At 57.5% G+C, this 18,510-nt stretch carries 19 protein-coding genes; 15 read left to right on the forward strand and 4 right to left on the reverse strand.

Annotated elements, in window-relative coordinates; genetic code table 11:
* The first annotated feature begins 4 nt into the window (after positions 1-4).
* The 11 genes from WX88_RS02205 (at position 5) to WX88_RS02250 (ending at position 11,651) form a co-directional block, all read left to right on the forward strand.
* On the forward strand, positions 5-394 hold the full coding sequence (locus tag WX88_RS02205; protein WP_046242630.1) for a nuclear transport factor 2 family protein: 390 nt from the start codon (positions 5-7) through the stop codon (positions 392-394).
* 158 nt (positions 395-552) lie between these two features.
* Positions 553-1,119, forward strand: a complete 567-nt coding sequence (locus WX88_RS02210) for a hypothetical protein (RefSeq protein ID WP_046242631.1) — start codon at positions 553-555, stop codon at positions 1,117-1,119.
* A gap of 264 nt (positions 1,120-1,383) precedes the next feature.
* The gene (gene tssD, locus WX88_RS29350; protein ID WP_082115794.1) at positions 1,384-2,580 is read left to right on the forward strand and encodes a type VI secretion system tube protein TssD; all 1,197 of its coding nucleotides are present in this window, start codon (positions 1,384-1,386) and stop codon (positions 2,578-2,580) included.
* A gap of 40 nt (positions 2,581-2,620) precedes the next feature.
* A complete protein-coding gene (locus tag WX88_RS02220) occupies positions 2,621-3,136 on the forward strand; it encodes a YrhA family protein (protein ID WP_156175907.1) in 516 nt (171 codons plus the stop codon).
* 287 nt (positions 3,137-3,423) lie between these two features.
* Positions 3,424-3,615: a hypothetical protein gene (locus WX88_RS02225; RefSeq protein ID WP_046242633.1), complete on the forward strand. Its 192-nt coding sequence runs from the start codon at positions 3,424-3,426 to the stop codon at positions 3,613-3,615.
* A gap of 216 nt (positions 3,616-3,831) precedes the next feature.
* Positions 3,832-6,381 carry a TonB-dependent receptor gene (locus WX88_RS02230; RefSeq protein ID WP_052732251.1) on the forward strand — a complete coding sequence of 850 codons (2,550 nt, stop codon included), beginning with the start codon at positions 3,832-3,834 and terminating at the stop codon, positions 6,379-6,381.
* A 552-nt stretch (positions 6,382-6,933) separates the two neighbouring features.
* Positions 6,934-7,050: a hypothetical protein gene (locus WX88_RS32065; protein WP_394331743.1), complete on the forward strand. Its 117-nt coding sequence runs from the start codon at positions 6,934-6,936 to the stop codon at positions 7,048-7,050.
* Positions 7,051-7,070: 20 nt separating this feature from the next.
* Entirely contained in the window at positions 7,071-7,928 is an 858-nt protein-coding gene (locus tag WX88_RS02235) for a helix-turn-helix domain-containing protein (RefSeq protein ID WP_046242634.1), read from the forward strand.
* An 86-nt stretch (positions 7,929-8,014) separates the two neighbouring features.
* The gene (locus tag WX88_RS02240) at positions 8,015-8,950 is read left to right on the forward strand and encodes a nuclear transport factor 2 family protein (RefSeq protein ID WP_156175908.1); all 936 of its coding nucleotides are present in this window, start codon (positions 8,015-8,017) and stop codon (positions 8,948-8,950) included.
* Positions 8,951-9,131: 181 nt separating this feature from the next.
* A complete protein-coding gene (locus WX88_RS02245; RefSeq protein ID WP_156175909.1) occupies positions 9,132-11,093 on the forward strand; it encodes an Ig-like domain-containing protein in 1,962 nt (653 codons plus the stop codon).
* A gap of 138 nt (positions 11,094-11,231) precedes the next feature.
* Entirely contained in the window at positions 11,232-11,651 is a 420-nt protein-coding gene (locus WX88_RS02250) for a nuclear transport factor 2 family protein (protein ID WP_046242637.1), read from the forward strand.
* Between the two features lie 249 nt (positions 11,652-11,900).
* Here the strand turns inward: WX88_RS02250 and WX88_RS27095 are convergent, their stop codons facing one another.
* The 3 genes from WX88_RS27095 to WX88_RS02260 all read right to left on the reverse strand — a co-directional run bounded on the left by WX88_RS27095 (position 11,901) and on the right by WX88_RS02260 (position 14,681).
* Positions 11,901-12,482 carry a TPM domain-containing protein gene (locus WX88_RS27095; RefSeq protein WP_052732252.1) on the reverse strand — a complete coding sequence of 194 codons (582 nt, stop codon included), beginning with the start codon at positions 12,480-12,482 and terminating at the stop codon, positions 11,901-11,903.
* Positions 12,483-12,547: 65 nt separating this feature from the next.
* A complete protein-coding gene (locus WX88_RS31725) occupies positions 12,548-12,727 on the reverse strand; it encodes a TPM domain-containing protein (protein ID WP_052732253.1) in 180 nt (59 codons plus the stop codon).
* 430 nt (positions 12,728-13,157) lie between these two features.
* A complete protein-coding gene (locus tag WX88_RS02260; protein WP_046242638.1) occupies positions 13,158-14,681 on the reverse strand; it encodes a sigma 54-interacting transcriptional regulator in 1,524 nt (507 codons plus the stop codon).
* 319 nt (positions 14,682-15,000) lie between these two features.
* Between WX88_RS02260 and WX88_RS02265 the strand changes: the two genes are divergently transcribed.
* Positions 15,001-15,639, forward strand: coding sequence for a rhomboid family intramembrane serine protease (locus tag WX88_RS02265; RefSeq protein WP_052732254.1), 639 nt, complete (start codon positions 15,001-15,003; stop codon positions 15,637-15,639).
* Entirely contained in the window at positions 15,629-15,829 is a 201-nt protein-coding gene (locus tag WX88_RS29355; RefSeq protein WP_052732255.1) for a DUF6576 domain-containing protein, read from the forward strand. Before WX88_RS02265 ends, WX88_RS29355 begins: the two co-directional genes overlap by 11 nt.
* A 50-nt stretch (positions 15,830-15,879) precedes the next feature.
* On the opposite strand, the gene WX88_RS02270 is transcribed toward WX88_RS29355, so the two are convergent.
* The gene (locus WX88_RS02270) at positions 15,880-16,986 is read right to left on the reverse strand and encodes a vWA domain-containing protein (RefSeq protein WP_046242639.1); all 1,107 of its coding nucleotides are present in this window, start codon (positions 16,984-16,986) and stop codon (positions 15,880-15,882) included.
* 221 nt (positions 16,987-17,207) lie between these two features.
* Here WX88_RS02270 and WX88_RS02275 point away from each other — a divergent pair, with 221 nt between their 5' ends.
* Entirely contained in the window at positions 17,208-17,489 is a 282-nt protein-coding gene (locus tag WX88_RS02275; RefSeq protein ID WP_046242640.1) for a DUF427 domain-containing protein, read from the forward strand.
* A gap of 75 nt (positions 17,490-17,564) precedes the next feature.
* Complete coding sequence (locus WX88_RS02280) at positions 17,565-18,314, forward strand: NAD-dependent epimerase/dehydratase family protein (protein ID WP_046242641.1); 750 nt, start codon at positions 17,565-17,567, stop codon at positions 18,312-18,314.
* Positions 18,315-18,510: the final 196 nt, after the last annotated feature.

The raw sequence follows: 18,510 nt of genomic DNA on the forward strand, positions 1-18,510 counted from the left end.
GCCCGTGCCGACCCCCGAAGCCAACACCCTACTCGTACGCCAATTCTACGAGCACCTGGCTGCCTCCGACCTGCCCGCTGCCCTGGCCCTGCTCGCCCCCGGTTTCCGCCTCGTGCAAGCCCCATCGCTGCCCTACGGCGGCGAGTGGGTGGGGGCAACGGGCCTGGCCGATTTCTTCCGGGCTTTCTTCAGCTATTGGGCCGCCTTTTCCTCCGAAGACGTGGCCTACTTTGCCGCCGACGACACTGTGGTGGCCACCTCTACTGGCGTGGGTACTACCCACGCCGGGCAAGTGCGGCGCCTACCCATGGTGCAAGTCTACCGGCTGCGCGAGGGCCAGTTGGCATCGGCACAGCCCTTCTATTTCGATACCGCCGCCTTGATGGGCTCATGAGTGCCCGCCGCCAGGACAGCCGCACAAACCGGCGGCTCATAGGCCGAACATATATTATATTTTGTCCTTTATATAACAAAACACTATTAGCGCGTTATCTTGCCGAGCGTCCGGCTTGACGGCCGGGTATTTTTTACCCCACATCATTTATTACGCGCATGGCAAAGGTTAAGAATAATATTGTTACGCAGGGACTGAGCGGGATGCTCGGCGGACAGCTGGTGTTTCGGCAAACGAGCCGGGGCACCGTGGTGGGGGTGGCTCCGAGCGAGCCCAGCGGCCCGCCCACGGCCGGGCAGCTAGCCCAGCGCGAGCGGTTCCAGCAGGCGGTTATCTATGCCAAGGGCCGGAGCCAGGACCCAGCGGTGCAGGCCGAGTACGGCGATACGGCCAAGGCCCAGGACATCAGCGTGTACAACGTGCTGCTGCGCGACTTTATGCAGGCGCCTAACATTACGGCCGTGGACCTGGACCAGTATACCGGCCAGGTAGGCGAGCTGATAGTGGTGACGGCCAACGATGACCATGCGGTGAAGGCCGTGACGGTGAAAATTGAGAACAGCGACAGCAGCCTTGTGGAACAGGGTGCTGCCCAGCAGCAGGCCGACCCCAACCGCTGGCACTACCTGACCACCGCCACCAACGCGTCGCTGGCCGGCGACAAAATCACGGTGACGGCTACGGACAACCCCGGCCACAACGCCACCAAAACCAGTACGCTATAAATAGTGCAAGTTCGTGCGGAGCCGGGCGCAGCTAGCCCCGAACGAACGAGGAACGAAGGCAGAACGAACAAAGCGCCTTCTCAGGCGGCACGTGGAAGCCGGGCGCTACCTTGGTAGAGTGCTACTTCTTCGACTATATGAAAGCCCCTGTGCCGGTTTGGCGCGGGGGCTTTTTGTGACCTTTCCTTCTCGTCGCGCCTGGGATTCGACGCTGTGGCATAGTTTTGGGCCGCTCCTTTTCTTCTACCCTGCTCTTTACCTGGCATGGCTTCCTTCTATGCCGAGCTGCACGTAGCCGGCTACGGCTACCCCCTGCGGCACTGCACCTACGCCTTCACCCAGGCCACCGACGAGCGGGGCCGCGTCATCGCTAAGGTGCGCCAGGGTCATATCGACCTCGTGCTCGACGTGCCCGACGACACCCTGCTCGAAGGCTGGGCCGCCGCACCGCACAAGCCCCTGCCGGGCTACATCCTCTTCCGCGCCGCCGACGGCACCGTGCTCGAAACCCTCGCCTGGGAGGCGGGCCACTGCGTGGGCTACCGCGAGGAGTTTGACGACGGCCACCTCGCCGGTAACGAGGGCGCGTACCTGGCTTTCGTTATCATCTCCGCCCCTAAGCTCACCCTCACGCCTGGCGCGCCGGCCGCCTATGTGGCCCCCGCGCCCCGTGAGCATGGTACTCCGCCCCAACAGGCATTGACCAACAACCCGTTCAAGCTGCCTACCGGCCCGCCGCTGCTGCCCGAGGTCGTTGTGCTGGCCGAAGAAACCCTGCTGGCCCGCCTCTGGCAAAGCATGCTGCGCCTGCTCGCCGGCCCGGCCGCCCTCACGGCCGGCCTGCTGCTGACTTCCACTAACCGCCCTTCTGACCCTGGCTACCAACCCGAGTGGGACTTCCAGAACCGCCACCAACCGCCCACCGACAAGGATAAAGCCCGCCTGGCTTACCTCGAAAACGAGCGCGCCACCGGTGGGAGCCTTACCGGCGATGAGCAGGCCGAACTGCTGGCCTTGCTGGCCAAGGTCAAGGGCATGCATGTCCGCAGCATCGCCGACCTGGATGTGGCCGGGCCCTTATACGGGAATATGGTGTCGTTACCCGCGTTTTATTACATTTCCTTGTCTTATACCAAGCGTAGTAAAGCAGATACTAAGGTGCTACGGACTAAGTTTGACGCTGTGCGGGAGAAGCTTATGAAAGATTTAGCCGCAGACCCGGATAAAGTGGTGCACTTAAAGCAGGCGGGAATAACCGACGATGACTTAAAGCGCATGGAACTTGGCAAACCCCCACTAGGGTGGCAGGTTCACCATAAATTACCCCTAGACGATGGAGGGGATAATTCAGTAAGTAACCTATTGTTAATTAAAGGAGACCCCTTCCATAAGGCTCTAACTAACTACCAAAACGCGGCTACTTTTAAGATGGACCCTGGTGATACCCGTATTTTGAAATGACCGATGCATAACGGCTATGTGTACCCGTAACTATCATCCCATGGAACATAGCACCCTAACCTTATTAGATGAAATCCGGGCTGTCAAAGAAGAGCGAGGACGGCCTTTGGCCCCTCCAGCTACGGTAGAGGAATTGCGAATGCTGCAAGAAGAAGCGGCTCAAAAGTTAGACTATGTGCTGCCAGCTATTTACTTGGAGTTGTTGAGCTATACCAACGGCATTGCCCACAACGGCATGCAGCTTTACGCGACTCACGCACTGACACGCACAACGCCGGATGGTCAGACCACTTATGACCGCCGGGGCTTAGTCGAAACCAACCTGCTCTGGCGCGATACTCCTCCTAATCAGGAGTTCGTCTTCTTAGCCGAGTCCGGCGATGTGCTCTACGGCCAGCACATTCCCACCGGTCAGTTTCAAGTTGTAGACCGCATCACGAACGAAATGGATGACCCCAAAACTGGTGCTTACGCCACTCTGGACCCGTTGCTAGAGCGACTCTTTCATGAGATGCTCAACCACTTCGACATCCTTAACTATAGGTCCGAAAGCTGAGCCACCTCCGGCGCGCCAGCGGCCTACGCCGCGCCCGCGCCCCGTGAGCACGGCACCCCGCCGCAGCAGGCGCTAACCAACAACCCGTTCAGGCTGCCCACCGGCCCGCCCCTGCTGCCCCTGCCTCAGTAGTAGAAACTGTTGCCGAAGCCATGGCCACAAGAGTGTTGGTTCCAATGGCACTTACGCTGGCCTTTGGGAAGCAATACTTCAGTTCAAGTACCTGGTTTACTTCATGTGCCAGTGGTCAGTCCCGACAAATTGCGCCTGCATGAACTACGGCCCACGTGGACTATGACGCGGGCAAGCGCAGCAAAGGGCGCAAACGCTTCTTTTTGATGAACATGGCGGGCAACCTGCTGGCCAGCTGGGTGGTCGCGGCAGCCTGGAATACGCTGGCGTTGGGCAACGAACTGGTCGACCGGCTACAAACCGTGTTCGTGGACGGCGGCTTTGGCCGCGTTTTCGCCAGTGCCTGACCCGGCGCGGTATTTACATAAAGGCAGCCAGAGTGGAATTAGGCCCTGCGAAAAAATGGGGCCAAAAGAGAAAGTTCCAGGAGGCATTCTATCTTTACCCGCTGAACTAACAAATATTTTAAATTTTTCTCATGTGTTGTTGCCCTCAGACCCTCGCCACCCCGTCCGCTTTTCCGGACCATTCCATTCCTTTAATGCGCATCACCTATTTTCTCCGTGAAAAAAACCCTATTACTGATTTTGCTGCTTGCCCTTTGGGTAAGCACGACATACGCCCAAGGCCTTATTGAAGGCGTAGTTAAAGACAGCCAAGGCGGACCCGTTGTGGGAGCCAATATTTTGATTGAAGGCACCAGCGAGTTTGCTGTTGCCGACGTAGAGGGCCGATTCAGCTTGACGGCCAAAACAACATTTCCCTTTACCCTGCGGGTGAGTGCCGTGGGCCTGAAGACCCAGAAAGTTTCGCTTACTGAAACGCCCGCCAAACCGCTCGAACTTGTTTTGGCCGATGACAATGTGCTGAACGAGGTGGTGGTAACGGCCCGGCGACGCAGCGAAACAGTGCAGGAAGTGCCGATTCCCATCTCGGTGGTGAGTGGCAAGGTGTTGGAGGAAACAGGGGCCTTTAACGTGAACCGCGTGAAGGAGCTGATACCCACCGTACAGCTATATTCGTCTAACCCGCGCAACACCACGCTTAATATTCGGGGACTAGGATCCACGTTTGGATTGACCAATGACGGCATCGACCCGGGCGTTGGCTTTTACGTGGATGGCGTGTACTTTGCCCGGCCAGCGGCCACCACCCTGGACTTCATTGACATCGAACAGATTGAGGTGCTGCGCGGGCCACAGGGCACCCTGTTTGGCAAGAACACCACCGCGGGGGCGTTCAACGTCACCACCCGTGCCCCTAGCTTTAAGCCGGGCGCCAACTTCGAGATTAGCTACGGCAATTACGGCTACATCCAGGCCAAAAGCTCGATTACTGGGCCCCTGGGAAAGAAGCTCGCCGCCCGGGTTTCCTTTTCTGGTACGCAACGCGACGGAGTGCTGTATAACGTGGCCACCGATGAAAACATCAACGACCTCAACAACCTCGGTTTCCGGGCTCAATTGCTTTTCAAGCCTACCAATAAAATCAAACTGACATTGATTGGGGACGCTTCCCGCCAGCGCCCCAACGGGTACGCCCAGGTGGTGGCCGGCGTGGTGCCTACCCTGCGGCCAGCGTACCGCCAGTTCGACCAGATTATTGCTGATTTGAACTACCAGCTGCCTAGCCGCAACCCCTTCGATCGGAAAGTGGACCACGATACGCCGTGGCGCTCCGGCAACGAGCTGGGTGGCGTCTCGCTCAATGCCGACATCCAGCTCGGGCCGGGCGTGCTGACTTCCACAACCGCCTGGCGGTACTGGGACTGGGACCCTTCGAATGACCGCGACTTCACGGGGCTCCCGGTGCTCAGCAAATCGGCCGCTACGTCCAAGCACCAGCAATGGACGCAGGAAATCCGGTACGCCGGCGACCTGAATTCCCGCCTGAGCGGCGTGCTTGGTGTGTTTGCGATTGGCCAGGACCTTAAAACCGCACCGGTGCATACCGAAGAGTCAGGAGCGGCCCAATACCGGTTTTCGCAAAGCACCACCAGTGCGCGCTGGCGGACCCCCGGCCTGTTCGACGGGTACGGCATCCAGACCACTTCCCGGCTCCAAAGCTTTGGGGCGGCCGTGTTCGGCCAGCTCGATTGGACCGTGGCCACCAACCTGCACGTGCTGCCGGGGCTTCGCTACAACCTGGACCAGAAGGACGTGGACTTTAACCGGCAAACATACGGCGGCCTGCAAACCAATGACCCCGACCTGATTGCCTTGAAGCGGCTGGTCTATACCGACCAGGCCTTCACCGCCACCGCCGACGAGTCGAACCTGTCGGGCCAGCTCACGCTGGCCTACATCGCCACGAAAAAAATCAATTCCTTCGCCACCTTCTCAACCAGCTACAAGCCGGTGGGTGTCAACCTGGGCGGCTTGCCCACGGCCAACGGAGAAATCCTGACGGACCTGGCCCGCATCAAGCCCGAGTATGTGACGCACGTGGAAGTGGGCGTAAAGACCACGCCGTTTGAGAACGTGACGGCTAACATTGTTTTTCACAACACCGAAATCAAGGACTACCAGACTCAGGTTCAGACCGCGGAAGTGGGGGTGAACCGGGGCTACCTGGCCAATGCCGAGCGAGTACGGGTGCGAGGCATTGAGTTCGACGGGAGTTTCCGGGTCGACAAGCGCCTCTCGTTCTACGGAGCTGTGGCGTACACTGATGGGGAATACGTTTCCTTCACCAACGCCCCCGTGCCCCTGGAAGAAACGGGCGGTCCGTCGGCCTTCAAGGACATTTCGGGCAGCGAGCTGCCTGGCATCTCGAAATGGGCCGGCTCCGCGGGTGGGGAGATTACTTCGAACGAGAGCAAGCTGCTGAATCAGCAGGGAGTATTTTTCCTCGCGACTGATGTTTATGCCCGCTCCTCGTTTTCCTCGAGTTCCTCGGCTTCCCAATACCTCAACATTGGCGGCTACGCCCTGCTCAACGGCCGAATCGGCTTCCGGGCCACCACTGGCCTCTCGGTGCTGCTATGGGCTCGCAACTTACTGGACCGCAACTACTTTGAGCAGCTGCTGCCCGCCGCCGGCAATGCCGGTCACTACGCCGGCGTGCTCGGCGACCCCCGGACCTACGGCCTGACCCTGCGGTACTCGCTGTAGCAATCAGATTACAACGCACCGAAAACCAAGGGGCGCAAGGAGTAGTCTCCTTGCGCCCCTTGGTTTTGGCAGTGGGATAACAAAGGGCAATTCATATTTCCGAAGCGGTTGGAATTAGTTGTTAGTCGATGTAGAGATGAGGTGGTCTAGGCAAGCCGGATAGAAGCAGGACGTATCTTCTGTTATGGCAACCAAAACCAACGGGACGTCGCCCGACAAACGACGTAAAGACGACGAGGCGTTCAAAGCCGAGGCCCGGCGCTTGGCCAGTGAGAGCCACAGCAAGCAGGCGGCCGCGCGGCCACTGGGTCGTACCCGATAGGGAGACATGACGTACTTGCCTTACTGGTACGACCCCAGCAGGGCGGCGGCTGGTTCTACTTGGCGTCTGGCTGGACCACTACTCGCGCAAGATTGTCGGCTGGGACGTGCGCTCTCGCGATGCCGGAAGACCTGGGCAGCGAGGCCCTGCGCGGAGCCTGGGCCGTGCACCGCCCGCCGGCCGGGCTTATCGTGTACTCTGATTTTTCCTAGCCTGACCGATAGCTGGAAATCAGCCACTACATCGCCTATCACAACGCCAAACGGCATCATTCTTCGCTCGGTTACCTCGCTTCCAACCACTTCGAAGCCCAACTCCGAACCGCATCTCAACTCTGTCCAGCTTAGCTAGACTACCTCAGCAACTCATGAACGACCAAACGCCCTTGCCCACGCACGAGCTGTGGGCTGCCAGTCTCTTGCGCATCAAGCCACTTGACATTTACACCGGTTCTGAGCCCTCACACCGGCACAATTTCTTTTTAATCCTGGTATTGCGGGAAGTAGTCGGGCACCACCAGATTGACTTCCAGGAGTACCCCTTAAGCAAGAACCGTATCTACTTCATCGGCGTGGGGCAGGTGCATGCGTTGCAGGCCGCTAGCCTCGAAGGCTGGCTCATTGCCTTTGACCCTGCTTTTCTGGATACCCAGGAGCTGGGGGCCGACCCATTTTCCGCGGCTACGCTGTTTAATAACTGGCAACGGCAACCGTACATCGACCTCACCCCTGACAATGCCCCGGCCTTTGAGGCCCTGCTGCTGTTGCTGGTGCAAGAGTACGAGCGGGAAGATGCTTGCCCTCAGCTGATGCGCAACTATTTGCGGGCTTTTCTGCTGAATGCCGAGCGAATCAGCAACACGCAGGGCGGCGTGAGCATACCCAGTCTGGCGCAAACCTACACCCAGCGCTTGCAGGAATTAATAGAGCAACACTACACCCGCCAGCAGCCCGTCGCCTTCTACGCCGACCAGCTGGGGCTGTCATCAAAACGACTGAACGACTACACTCGGCGCACGCTGGGCAAGTCCGTAACGCAGCTACTGCACCACCGCCTACTGGTAGAAAGCAAACGCTTGCTCCTGTATAGCACTTTGACTGTAAAGGAAATAGCGTACAGCATCGGATTTGAAGACCCGGCTTATTTCAGCCGTTTCTTCAAAAAACAGACCACCCAGTATCCAGAGCGGTTTCGGCAGGAAGGGACAAAAAGTACAGCACAATAGGCAGTTTATGCATGGCTGGTGCAGGCTGGCCCGGGGACCTTTGCAACACACGATAAGCGTGTTTTTCACACCTAATCCCCCATTGTATGCTGTCCACTCACCCCAATCCTGCTCTTTTCCTTAGCGGGCGAGTCTCATCGGCCGCCCGCCGTTTGCTCGCCGGCTGCTGCTACTGCCTGCCCCTGCTGCTGGGCACGGCCTGTTCCGACGACAACGCGACGGATACAGCTACGGTACCGGTCGATAAGGAAACACTGCGGCAGAACGCCACCAGCTTTTACCAAGCCCTCTACAGTCCTGCCCAAACCAACCTCGACTCTTACGTAACGACTGACTACGTTGAGCACCAACTCAACACCGGCTTTACGCTGGCGGGCTTGAAAACCTATGCCCAGAACCGGACCCAGGCCCGGGGCGCCGCACGCCTGATTATTCATCGCACGCTGGTTCAGGGCGATTTGGTCGCCCTGCACGTGGAGGAGCAGGTAGCCGCCGACAGTTCGGTGGCCCACATGGCCTTGTTCCGTTTTGATGCTAATGGTAAGATTACCGCTCACTGGGAAGCGGTGCAAGGGCAACCCCGGCGGCGGGCCAACCCCAACACGATGTTTGATGGAGCGGCCGTCAACTACCAGTCAACTATCGGTATTCGTAGCCGGGAGGCCATTGTGGCTGCCGAGCAGCGAGCCTTCAATTCGTACGACACGCTCCTGGTCCGGCAAACCCATACCCCGGAGTACATCCAGCATAATCCCTTAGCCCCTAATGGCGTTGGCGGGCTTATTGGGCTGCTCACCTTTCTGAAAAGCCAGGGAATTACGACCACTCTGACCACCTACCAGCAACTGGCAGAAGGCGATTTTGTGCTGGCGCTGAACAACTACCAGACCAAGCCGGGCGTGCCAGGCTTCACCGACCCCATTGGCTTCGACCTGATTCGGGTAGATGAAACAGGCAAAGCGGCGGAGCACTGGGACGTGCTGGAAGAACTGAATGGCGCCGACAAAAGCAAGGTGTTCTAGCACCAGCTGAAGGCATAGTATCTGGACAAACAGCTCCAGGGCGAGCACCAGCAGGGCCCCGCATCGCCAGAGTTATTTCACCAGCAACTTATAGCAAAACAACTGTCTCTCTACCAATCTTACAACCCACTATTTTTCACAACCTACCAACCCCATCAACCCAATTACCCACATCAATCTTATGAAAACCTTACTTCCCCATTTACTTCTCGTGGCCGGCCTCGCGGCTACGACCCCAACCTATGCCGCGCTTACGCCCGCGGCTACCGCCAACTCATCATTAGCGGCAACCGTGGGCAGCGTGACCATTGTCGGCCCAGCAGCCGGCCAGGTTTATCAGGAACCGGCCAACCTTAACATCGTGGTCAACACAGAAGACCGAACCGGCGGCCGACGTAACCTGAAAGTCGAATTTTTTGTTGACGGCGTGAAATTGGGCGAAATAGATCCTTTTAGCACAAGCCTGCGTCCCACCCAAACCTTCCAATACCCATGGTCGGGCGTTAAGGCCGGCACGTATACCCTTACGGCCAGGTTCACGGCTTCTAATGGTTCCGTCAGCACGTCGGCGCCGTTTTCCGTGACGGTGAACGCCGCAGCAACCACCGCAGCAAATACCAGTGTGGCCCTTGTCGGCCCGGCAGCCGGCCAGGTTTATCAGGAACCAGCCAACCTTGACTTCGTGATCAACCTAGAAGACCGAACCGGCGGCCGGCAGCCCCTGAAGGTAGAGCTTTTTGATGGCAGCACGAGAGTAAGGTTCACTACTCTTTTCAGTTCAACCCTCGTCCCCGCCCGTACCGTCAATTTCAACCTGTTGGGCGTCAAGGCTGGCACCTACAGCTACACGGCCAAGCTCACCGCTTCTAATGGTTCCGTCAGCACATCGGCGCCGTTTTCCGTGACGGTGAATGCCGCAGCAAGTGCCAGCGTGGCCATTGTCGCACCGGAAGCCAGCAGTTTTAATCAGGAACCAGCCGACCTTATTATTCGGGCCAACACCGAAGACAGGACTGGCGGCCAGCGGAATCAGAAAGTGGAATTTTTTAACGGCAGCACAAAATTGGGGGAAGAAATCAGATTTCGTAATAATATAGATCAATTCGGCTTCCGATGGTTGGGCGTTAAGGCCGGCACGTATACCCTTACGGCCAGATTCACGGCTTCTAATGGTTCCGTAAGCACGTCGGCGCCGTTTTCCGTAACGGTGAACGCCGCACCGGCCCCGGCTACCACCGGTCCGGCCGTGGCCACTTTCTATACTGACTGCGCCTATGGTGGGCGGGCCGTGGCCTTGGCCGCCGGCGACTACAACCAGGGGGAGTTAGCCGCGCTGGGCCTCGACCGCACCCTCTCCTCCCTCAAGGTAAGCAACGGCTACAAGGTGGAATTGTACGACTCCAACGACTTCGGCAACCATACAGAAACGGCGCTGGATGGCGAGGTACCATGCCTAGAAGACGTGTCTCCGCGCACGGGCCCCTACAAAGGAGACCCGGCGAATGGTGGCTACAGAACGTGGAATGACGGGACCCGCGCGCTGCGGATTGTTCCGACGTCGGTGGTGTCCTTCGGGCCGATCAGCCGCATTCTCAGCCCGGGCGCGCAGGCCCAGTTTACGGCCCCGGCGGCCATCGATATCACGGTTCTTGCCGGGGGATATCAGCTGATTGTGACCAAAATCGAGATTTACAACGGCACCACATTACTGGGTACGATAGGCGGGAATAATAACGTTCTGACCTTTGGCTTTACGGGCGAGTTTACCTACAAATGGGCCGGGGCCCCAGTGGGCACGCATGTACTCACGGCCAAGGTATACATTGATGGCAGCACCGTCACCACTGTGTCGGCCCCCGTCACCGTGCGGGTGAACGGTCCCTCGCAGGCCCGTACCGCTGCGGCCTCTGACTACGCCCTGGTCGCTAACCTGGCAACCAATACGCTGGCCGTGGCGGACACGAACCCGAACGATATTGCCGCTTTTTCCCTCTACTTCTCATCCGGGCGCCTAGCGAAGACCGCACCCGCAGCAGCTGCCGGGCAAGTTAGCCTCAGCGGCCTGGCCGACGGCCTGTACTATGCCGTCATCCAGGGCAAAGACGGGCTAGTGCACAAACGGAAATTTCTCCTGCAACGCTAAGCCAGCGCAGCTACTGAACCCTAAAAATCCGGGCCGTCAGGTCCGGATTTTTTGTGGGGTTATTTCAGTCTTGGCAACGCCATTTCACGGTCAGGTCCCGTTTGTAGTGCGGGCCGGCCACTTCCCTTCTTTCTCCTTATGAGTATTGCCCTTCAAGAAGCCACAAATGCCATCCAAGCCTACACTTATGGCATGGATTCTAACCAATATGAACTTGCGACCCGGCCTTTTGCCCCTCTTATTGATGCTGACTATAGCCAAGTGGGTGCCCTGAAAGGCCATCTATCGAAACAAGAATTGCAGAGTTTCCTGCGAAATGTGCTAGATAACCCAGCGTTGCGGGTGCATACGGCCATTTCGCAGGTTTTTGAGAACCCCGACGACCCAACCGAATTCATTGCGTATTTCTCGGCTCGGCATTTCAGGGGCGCGGTGGGACAAGCCGAGGCTTTTTCGGTATATGGGTGGTACAGCTACCGCCTGGAAGCAGGCAAAATAGTTGCCCTCACCGTAAACGTGCAGGCTATGGAGGGGAATCCAGAAGCAGTATTGGCATGAATCCGGTCGTTACTCAACTGCCGGCTACAAGCCGTCGCAGGGCCGCATCATCGCAATCTTCGAGCAGCCAGCAGGGCCTAGTAGGGTCGCCGAACAGGCGCAGGAGCTGGCCACAGGCGGCCTCAGTACCGCAGCAGTTGCTGCGCCAGTTACTGCGGCTCGCTGCCTTGCTGTAAGTAGCTAATATCTTCCCAGTTTGCGGGCATCGGCCAAAGAACGGCAGGTTGTAGCCCAGGTGCTACCACTTTTTCATTTCATTAGAGGCACAATCCACGGATGGTTCTTACCAGTCACCACTCGCCCCACCCCCACCGCTACTGCCCCCGCCCCAGTCGCTGTCGGAGCTGGAACTGCTACCGGAATCGGAACTGCTGCTGCTATAGCTGCTACTATAGCGGTGGTCGTCCCGGTCGGAATCGGAGGATGCAGTGGCTTGGTGCGGCGTCGAAAGGCTCTTTTGTGGGCCGCGGGCCGATTTGGCTTCAGCCACCACTCGCTCTTTCGCCAAGCCCAGAGGCCGGAGGGGCCACTGTGGCGCCAGCACTGCCGTAGCAGCAGCAGGCTCCACAGGCCCAGCAGCCAGCAAGCGAAGACTTTGAAAGGAATGGGCGCGACACCAGACAGTTTCGGAGAGCGAGCAAACGAAGCCGATTCGCCGCGCGCCAGGCGCATGAGCTGGGTAGTGACCGCCTCCAGGCCCACGTAGTACCGCTCCTGCTTGAAAGCCGGTTCAAGGACCTCCTCAATCAGCCGGGAGGCGATGGCATCGGGGATGGCGCCTTCGAGGCCGTAGCCAGGCTGGAGGCGGAGCCTACGTTCCTGCCGGGCCACGAACCGAACAGGAGCACGCCGTTGTCGGAGCCGCGCTGGCCGATGCCCCAGTTGGTGTAGAGGCGCTAGGCCACGTCTTCCACCGGTTCTTCGCCGATGCTAGGCAGCGTTACGATGACAATCTGGGTAGTCGTGGCGCGCTCGAAGCGTTGGAGGCGGGCCCGCAGCGTGTCCCGCTCGTCGGGCCTGAGCAGGCGCGCCTCGTCGGTCAGGGGCTCGTAATGGGGTGGGCGCGGCGGAATCACGTTCTGCAGCGCTACCGGCGCGGGTCCGGCGGCCGGAGCCGCCGTGATGGCAGCATAGGCTAAACGGACGCCAAATCAAGCCATCATGCCCAGTGTCACGAGCACAAAACTGTGCACGAACCGCCAGCAAAGGCCCCCCATAGTTCCAAAAACAACGTCGGCGAGAGAATAGCTTGGAGACGTAGCGGACTTACTCATAGTAGGTGGCAATGCACTGCATTAATAAGCCCAACCACACGGCATAGTCGGACTTTTCAGGATGGGCAGCCGGAAGCAGCGCCCTGCCTCCCAATGGCGCGACTGCTTACCCAGTTAGTGTGGTACTTGCTTCATCCCATGCCCCAACATCCGGCAACTCAGCAGGGCACAATAAAGCCCGGCCGCACGGGGCGGCCGGGCTTTATTGTGCCCTGCTAGTCACTGCTGTACCCTAGCGCCGACGGCGCGGCTTTTCTTCTTCATCATCCTCATCGTCGTCATCCCCAAAGGTGGGCATGGTGAACATTGAGGAAAGCAAGTCCTTGAACTGCGCGCCCGAAGTGAGGCGGTTGCGCGAAATCAGACTGTGCTCGGCCAGGCCGTGCAGCAGGAATTCCATGAGGAAATAAGTATGCTCAGGGGTTTCGTCGGCGTGCAGCTCCTTCACGATGTCGCGCAGGCCGGGCACTTGGTCGAGGGCTTTGCAGTAATCGGCAGTGCTGGCGTCGTGCAGCAGGTCGAGGGTGTGGCCATTGCCGAACCACTCCTGCACAGTTTTGTAGGGCGAGGGGCGGTTTTTGAGCTTCTTGGACTTGTCGGGGTCTGGGAAATACTGGAGGAATAGCGTGCGGACGGCCTTGCCCATAAGCTTCTCGGCCACAATGCCAGCGCCTTCCTGCTCGCCCTCGTACACCAATTCCACCTTGCCAGTAATGGCGGGCACGGCCGAAATAAAGTCGCCTACGCGCACATAGGTGTTCTTTTCGCCGTTCACCAGAGCCCGGCGCTCGGCACCAGCAATCACCTGCTCGTAGGCCGAGATGGTGAGACGGGCCGACACGCCCGACTTGGCATCCACGAACTCGGAGCCGCGGGCCTCCACGGCCACCTGCTCCACCAGGTCGTGTACGATTTCGTTGCTCGTCACCATGCCGCGCTGCTCGTCCTTGATGCGGGCCTCCTGCTTGGTGATGCGCTTGCCGATTTCAATCGACTTTGGATAGTGAGTAATAATCTGAGCGTCAATCCGGTCCTTGAGCGGCGTCACGATGCTGCCGCGGTTGGTGTAGTCCTCCGGGTTGGCCGTGAACACGAATTGGATATCCAACGGCAGGCGTACCTTGAAACCCCGAATCTGGATGTCGCCCTCTTGCAAAATATTGAACAGCGACACTTGAATACGGGCCTGCAAGTCGGGCAATTCGTTGATAACGAAAATGCCCCGGTGCGCTCGCGGAATCAGGCCGAAGTGAATCACTCGCTCGTCGGAATACGGTAGCTTCAGCGTGGCAGCTTTGATGGGGTCGGCGTCACCGATGAGGTCGGCCACCGACACATCGGGCGTGGCCAGCTTCTCGGTGTAACGCTCGTCGCGGTGCAGCCAGGTCACGGGGGTGTTGTCGCCATGCTCGGCAATGAGGTTTTTGGCGAACACCGACAGCGGCTGCAGCGGGTCGTCGTTCAACTCAGAGCCAGCCACCACGGGCATGTACTCATCAAGCAAAGAGATAAGTAGGCGCGCAATGCGGGTTTTAGCCTGACCGCGAAGGCCCAACAGGTTGATGTGATGGCCCGCGAGAATGGCGCGCTGCAAGTCCGGAATCACGGTCTCGTCGTAGCCAAAAATCCCGGGAAACACTTCCTCTTTGTTACGCAGTTTAGAAATCAGGTTTTCCCGCAATTCAGCTTTCACGCTGCGGGGTTTATAGCCACTGGCGCGGAGCTGGCCCAGGGTGCGGATGGTTTCGTGCTTCATGGAATGCGTTGGTGGGAAAGGGGCTTCCCGGGTACGTTAACCGCGAAAGGCGGACTGAGGTTCAGCTGGCGGCTGATAGGGCTATGACCTGACTGACGAGCTTGCAAAATGCATCGGCTAAGTAAGGAGGGAAACCAGCTCTACCAGTTAATTTATTTGCAATTATCTGGCTTTATATAGTGCTTATCTACGCATTTGGTATTGAAAAACATAGAGTTTGTCATACCTTTCGCGGCTGATTAACTACCAATTAATTAGGCACACTGACATCTTTTATTTTAGTCCGGTTTTCAACACGTTTCCTGGCAGCTTCTTTTGCATGAATGAATTTGGTATCATTGGCCTAGCCATTCTGGTAGTAACTTTTCTCGTTTCCTATCACGGGTTCAAAAACCCGGTCTACCTCTCCCAATACGCCTTTCGGGTCAAGGATATTCTCTACGGCCGCCAGTACTACCGACTGCTTACCTCTGGTTTGCTGCACACCGGCTGGGTACACTTGCTGCTCAACGTGGTCACGTTTTACTGCTTTAGCAGCGGCGTCGAAATGGCGGTTGGCTACCGCAATTTTCTGATTATCTACATTTCCAGCCTCGTTGGCGGCAACCTTTTCTCCTTGCTCCTGCACCGACGCGAGGCCGACTATACGGCCGTGGGCGCTTCCGGAGCCATCAGTGGGCTGGTTTTTGCCGCTATTGCGCTCTACCCCGATATCAGGGTTGGCATGCTGGGCATATATGTGCCGGGATGGCTGTATGGTATGCTCTATGTTGTGTTTTCCGCCTACGGCATTACCACCCGGCGCAGCAACATTGGCCATGATGCTCATTTGGGAGGTGGGCTCGTCGGCTTGCTCACTGTTATTGGCCTGCAACCCGACCTACTACTAGTTAATTACCTGACTATTGCTACTATCCTGATGCCTAGCATACATAGGTTTCTTCTATTTGCTCATTAAAAAACCAGAGGGCTTGCTACGCGGCACTTTCTTCTCGTCGTCCGGGTATGAGTCGGTTGATGACAAGTACAAAAACCACAAAAAACAGCAGGAAGCCGAACTCGATGAACTCCTGGACAAAATCAGCCGCAAAGGAATGCAAGGCCTGACCGCCCGCGAAAAAAAGGAACTGGAGGAGCTATCCCGTTAGGTAGCAACAGAATAGCAACAACCAGCATGATGGCCTATCCGCTTGAAAGGCTACAGCGTCTTGCGGCGGTTCTTCTTATAATCCTCGAATACCAAGTGGCCTAGACCTTTCAGGCCCGAATAGTAAGCTTTGCCCTGGTTCACTTCGGTAAATTCCTCCACGAATTTCTGCAAATACGGGTCGGAGGTAATCATGAACGTGGTGATGGGAATCTTGACGCGGCGGGCGGCGGCGGCCAGGTTCAGGGTTTTGTTCACCACTTTGCGGTCGAGGCCGAAGGCGTTTTTATAGTAGCCGTTGCCTTCTTTCAGGCAGGTAGGCTTGCCGTCGGTAATCATGAAAATCTGCTTATTCGGCGTCTTGCGCTTGCGGAGCAGGTCCATGGCTAACTCCAGGCCCGCCACAGTGTTGGTATGGTAGGGGCCTACTTGCAGATAAGGCAAGTCCTTTACCTCAATCTGCCAGGCGTCGTTGCCGAATACGATGACGTCGAGGAAATCCTTGGGGTACTTCTGCTTCACGAGTTCGGCCAGGGCCATGGCCACTTTCTTGGCCGGCGTGATACGGTCCTCGCCGTACAAAATCATCGAGTGCGAGATGTCAATCATCAGCACCGTGCTGGTCTGGGACTTGTGCTCGTTTTCGCGCACTTCCAAGTCGCCCTCGGTCAGCATGAAATCGTCGCCGTCCATGCCGTGGTTGAGTTGGGCATTGCGGATGGACTCGGACATCTGAATCTGCTCCAGGGAGTCGCCAAAACGGAATTCGCGCAGGTCGGTGCTCTGCTCATCGCCCTGGCCGGTGTGGGGGGTGCGGTGGTTGCCGGTGCTGCTCTTTTTCAGCTTGCCGAAAATTTCTTCCAATGCCGATTTACGGATGCCCTGCTCGGTTTTGGGCGTAATCTTGAATTCGCCCCTCTCCTGCTCATTCTCATCGATATAGCCCTTTTTCTTCAGGTCCTCGATGAAATTGCCCATACCGTAGTCATTATCGGTGAGGCCATACTGCTTATCAAGCTCATTGAGCCACTGCAGGGCCTCGCCCACGTCCCCGGAGGTGATGGTAACAAGCTGCATAAACAGCTTAAACAATGACTCAAAGCCCTTTTCGGGCTGGTCTTCGGGCACAAAATCGCGGAAGCGGAAGCCAACGGCCATATAATTTCTCTTTCAGGATAGGCCCGGAAAACAACCGCCGCGCTGGCAATGTTCAATTCGTAGGACACAGCCCTCGCTGCATCAGCCATCCGCGCCCGCAAAACCTTGCTCCCAGGTCGGTTTGTTCTCATTCCTTCTGATGACCCACGCAGCAAAGGCTGCGTGCTACTTTTTCCCATCATTCAACAACCCCGCGCAGCGCAGGCTGCACGCCCCTACCCATGAAAGCCATTTGGAACAACACCGTCGTCGCCGAAAGCGACGACACCGTGGTGGTTGAGAACAACCACTATTTCCCCGCCGACTCCATCAAAAAGGAGTTTTTCGAAGACAGCATCGCCCACACCTCCTGCCCGTGGAAAGGCCAGGCCAGCTACTACTCGCTGCGCGTAAACGGCGAGCATAATAAAGATGCCGCCTGGTACTACCCCGAGCCCAAAGATGCCGCCCAACAAATTAAAGGCCGCGTGGCCTTCTGGAAGGGCGTGAAAGTAGAGAAGTAAAAGCAACGGCCGTCGAAAGCCTGGAGCCAACGCTCTGTGCTTCCGACGGCCGCTTTGTGAAACAACACCTAACCTATGTCGACCAGTAAGAAGCGGCAGATTTTGGTAACGGGAGCCGCGGGGCGAGTAGGCACTGCTTTTTATCAAGCCGCTGGCGCTGACTATGACCTTTACTTGGCCGATAAAGAGACGAGTAAGTTGCACGGCCTGCCCCACCAGTTAATCGAGTTAGACACTACCGACCCGAAGGCCTGTCTTTGTGCTTGCCAGGGCATGGATACGGTATTGCATTTGGCCGCCAACCCCAACCCAGAGGCGAATTTTGAGTCGCTACTGGCCGTGAACATACTCGGCACTCACAACGTGTTCCAGGCTGCCAAGGCAGCGCACTGCCGGCGCGTAGTGTTTGCCAGCAGCGCGCAGGCAGTGGAAGGCTACCCGCTGGACGTGCAAGTGACCCCGCACATGCTCCCACAACCTAAGAATTTGTATGGGGTAAGCAAGTGCTTTGGCGAATCGCTAGCGTCTTACTTCGCTTACCAGGAAGGCCTGCCCATTATCGCCGTCCGCATTGCCTGCTTCGAAGAGTTTATGGCGGGTAAAGCAGAAACAGCACGCGACATGAGCGCCTACATCAGCCGCCGCGACTTAGTGCAATTGCTCGTCAGATGCATTGAAGCTCCGCTAGCAACGCCTTTCGCTATTGTGCACGGTGTTTCCAATAACCGTTTCAAACGCTTGGACCTTACCACTACTACCCAACTTTTGGGTTATGCCCCCCAAGATGATTCTTTTGAGTTGTTGGGATTTAACCTGATGGGCTAAGTAAGCTGGAGTAGCGGAGCTTCATGCGAACCAGAGGCCTGGCTCCTAATTCCGATGAACTATCTGCTACTTGGGCTCATAATTCACGGTCATGCGGTATTGCCGCAAAAATTTACCCTAACAAACCGTCACCGTCGATATTTGGCCCGCTGCCGCTGTTCAGTTGGGTGAGGTTGTATTGTGAAGACCGGCTTCT

Origin of the sequence: Hymenobacter terrenus (assembly GCF_000972495.1) — a bacterium.
GTDB lineage: Bacteria > Bacteroidota > Bacteroidia > Cytophagales > Hymenobacteraceae > Hymenobacter > Hymenobacter terrenus.

What these genes read in the sequence shown, in the direction of transcription:
- WX88_RS02210 (WP_046242631.1), top strand. Translation starts at nt 553, where the DNA reads ATGGCAAAGGTTAAGAATAATATTGTTACGCAGGGACTGAGCGGGATG.
- tssD (WP_082115794.1), top strand. Translation starts at nt 1,384, where the DNA reads ATGGCTTCCTTCTATGCCGAGCTGCACGTAGCCGGCTACGGCTACCCC.
- WX88_RS02220 (WP_156175907.1), top strand. Translation starts at nt 2,621, where the DNA reads ATGGAACATAGCACCCTAACCTTATTAGATGAAATCCGGGCTGTCAAA.
- WX88_RS02235 (WP_046242634.1), top strand. Translation starts at nt 7,071, where the DNA reads ATGAACGACCAAACGCCCTTGCCCACGCACGAGCTGTGGGCTGCCAGT.
- WX88_RS02240 (WP_156175908.1), top strand. Translation starts at nt 8,015, where the DNA reads ATGCTGTCCACTCACCCCAATCCTGCTCTTTTCCTTAGCGGGCGAGTC.
- WX88_RS02245 (WP_156175909.1), top strand. Translation starts at nt 9,132, where the DNA reads ATGAAAACCTTACTTCCCCATTTACTTCTCGTGGCCGGCCTCGCGGCT.
- WX88_RS02250 (WP_046242637.1), top strand. Translation starts at nt 11,232, where the DNA reads ATGAGTATTGCCCTTCAAGAAGCCACAAATGCCATCCAAGCCTACACT.
- WX88_RS02260 (WP_046242638.1), bottom strand. Translation starts at nt 14,681, where the DNA reads ATGAAGCACGAAACCATCCGCACCCTGGGCCAGCTCCGCGCCAGTGGC.
- WX88_RS02265 (WP_052732254.1), top strand. Translation starts at nt 15,001, where the DNA reads ATGAATGAATTTGGTATCATTGGCCTAGCCATTCTGGTAGTAACTTTT.
- WX88_RS02270 (WP_046242639.1), bottom strand. Translation starts at nt 16,986, where the DNA reads ATGGCCGTTGGCTTCCGCTTCCGCGATTTTGTGCCCGAAGACCAGCCC.
- WX88_RS02275 (WP_046242640.1), top strand. Translation starts at nt 17,208, where the DNA reads ATGAAAGCCATTTGGAACAACACCGTCGTCGCCGAAAGCGACGACACC.
- WX88_RS02280 (WP_046242641.1), top strand. Translation starts at nt 17,565, where the DNA reads ATGTCGACCAGTAAGAAGCGGCAGATTTTGGTAACGGGAGCCGCGGGG.